1 protein-coding gene and 1 pseudogene are annotated in these 1,523 nt (G+C 61.2%); both read left to right on the top strand.

Annotated features, from left to right (window positions below; genetic code table 11):
- Nucleotides 1–1,101 (top strand): substrate-binding protein (locus A2I95_RS37040; RefSeq protein ID WP_291737463.1); only part of this gene is annotated, 1,101 nt, incomplete at its 5' end.
- Between the two features lie 131 nt (nt 1,102–1,232).
- Nucleotides 1,233–1,523, top strand: a pseudogene (locus A2I95_RS37035) (branched-chain amino acid ABC transporter permease); the annotation flags it as partial.

Here is a 1,523-nt window from a genome sequence, read left to right as displayed (position 1 = left end):
ATGATGAACACCTTCAGCTCCAAGGCGCTGCAAGGGAACGGCATCCTGGGCAAGAAGGTGGAATATGTCACCGGCGACACCCAGACCAAATCCGATGCCGCCCGTGCCTCGGCCAAGTCGATGATCGAAAAAGACGGCGCGGTGATGATCACCGGCGGCTCGTCCTCGGGTGTTGCCATCGCCGTGCAGGGTCTCTGCCAGGAGGCAGGCGTGATCTTCATGGCCGGCCTGACGCATTCCAACGACACCACCGGCAAAGACAAAAAAGCCAACGGTTTCCGCCACTTCTTCAACGGCTATATGTCGGGCGCGGCGCTGGCGCCGGTGCTGAAGAACCTCTATGGCACCGACCGCACCGCTTATCACCTGACCGCCGATTACACCTGGGGCTGGACCCAGGAAGAATCGATTGCAGCCGCAACCGAGGCCCTGGGCTGGAACACCGTGAACAAGGTGCGCACGCCGCTGGCCGCGACCGACTTTTCCTCCTACATCGCGCCGGTTCTGAACTCTGGCGCTGATGTGCTGGTGCTGAACCACTATGGCGGCAACATGGTGAACTCGCTGACCAATGCGGTGCAGTTCGGCCTGCGCGACAAGGTGGTGAACGGCAAGAACTTCGAGATCGTCGTGCCGCTCTACTCCCGCCTGATGGCCAAGGGGGCAGGCGCCAACGTGAAAGGCATCCACGGCTCGACCAACTGGCACTGGACGCTGCAGGACGAAGGCTCCAAAGCGTTCGTCAAATCCTTCGGCACCAAATACGGCTTCCCGCCGAGCCAGGCTGCCCATACCACCTACTGCCAGACGCTGCTTTATGCGGATGCGGTTGAGCGTGCGGGCACCTTCAACCCCTGCGGTGTTGCCGAAGCGCTGGAAGGCTTTGAATTCGACGGGCTGGGCAATGGCAAGACCCTGTACCGCGCCGAAGACCACCAGTGTTTCAAAGACGTTCTGGTGGTGCGCGGTAAGGAAAATCCGACCTCGGAATTCGACCTTCTGGAAGTGGTCGAGGTCACCCCGCGTGCACAGGTGGAATACGCACCGGACCACCCGATGTTTGCCGGCGGCCAACTGGGCTCCTGCAACCCGGGCGCCTGAAGCCCGCCACTGGCGCCGGAATTATGCAATAGTTCCGGCCCGGATTCCGTACCGGAATCCGGCTGCGCCGCATCGCGGGTCTTCCGGCATTGCCGGAAGACCCTTCCCTGACCTGACGAACGGTGGGACCCATGGACGCCATTCTCCTGCAAATCCTGAACGGGCTCGACAAAGGCTCGGCCTATGCGCTGATCGCGCTGGGATTGACACTTATCTTCGGCACGCTTGGCGTGGTGAACTTTGCCCATGGGGCCCTGTTCATGATCGGCGCCTTCTGCGCTGTCACCGTGCAACGTTTTCTGAACCTCAGCTTTGAGACCGTCGACGAGACCCAGACCGACTTTCTGGGCAACCCGCTGAAAGTGAAAACCCCTTATGTAGAGGCCTGGTTCGGCCCCGAGTTCGGCGGCTCCATCATCGAC

Source organism: Leisingera sp. F5 (genome assembly GCF_001593695.1).
This window is presented reverse-complemented; position numbering and strand designations above follow the sequence as displayed.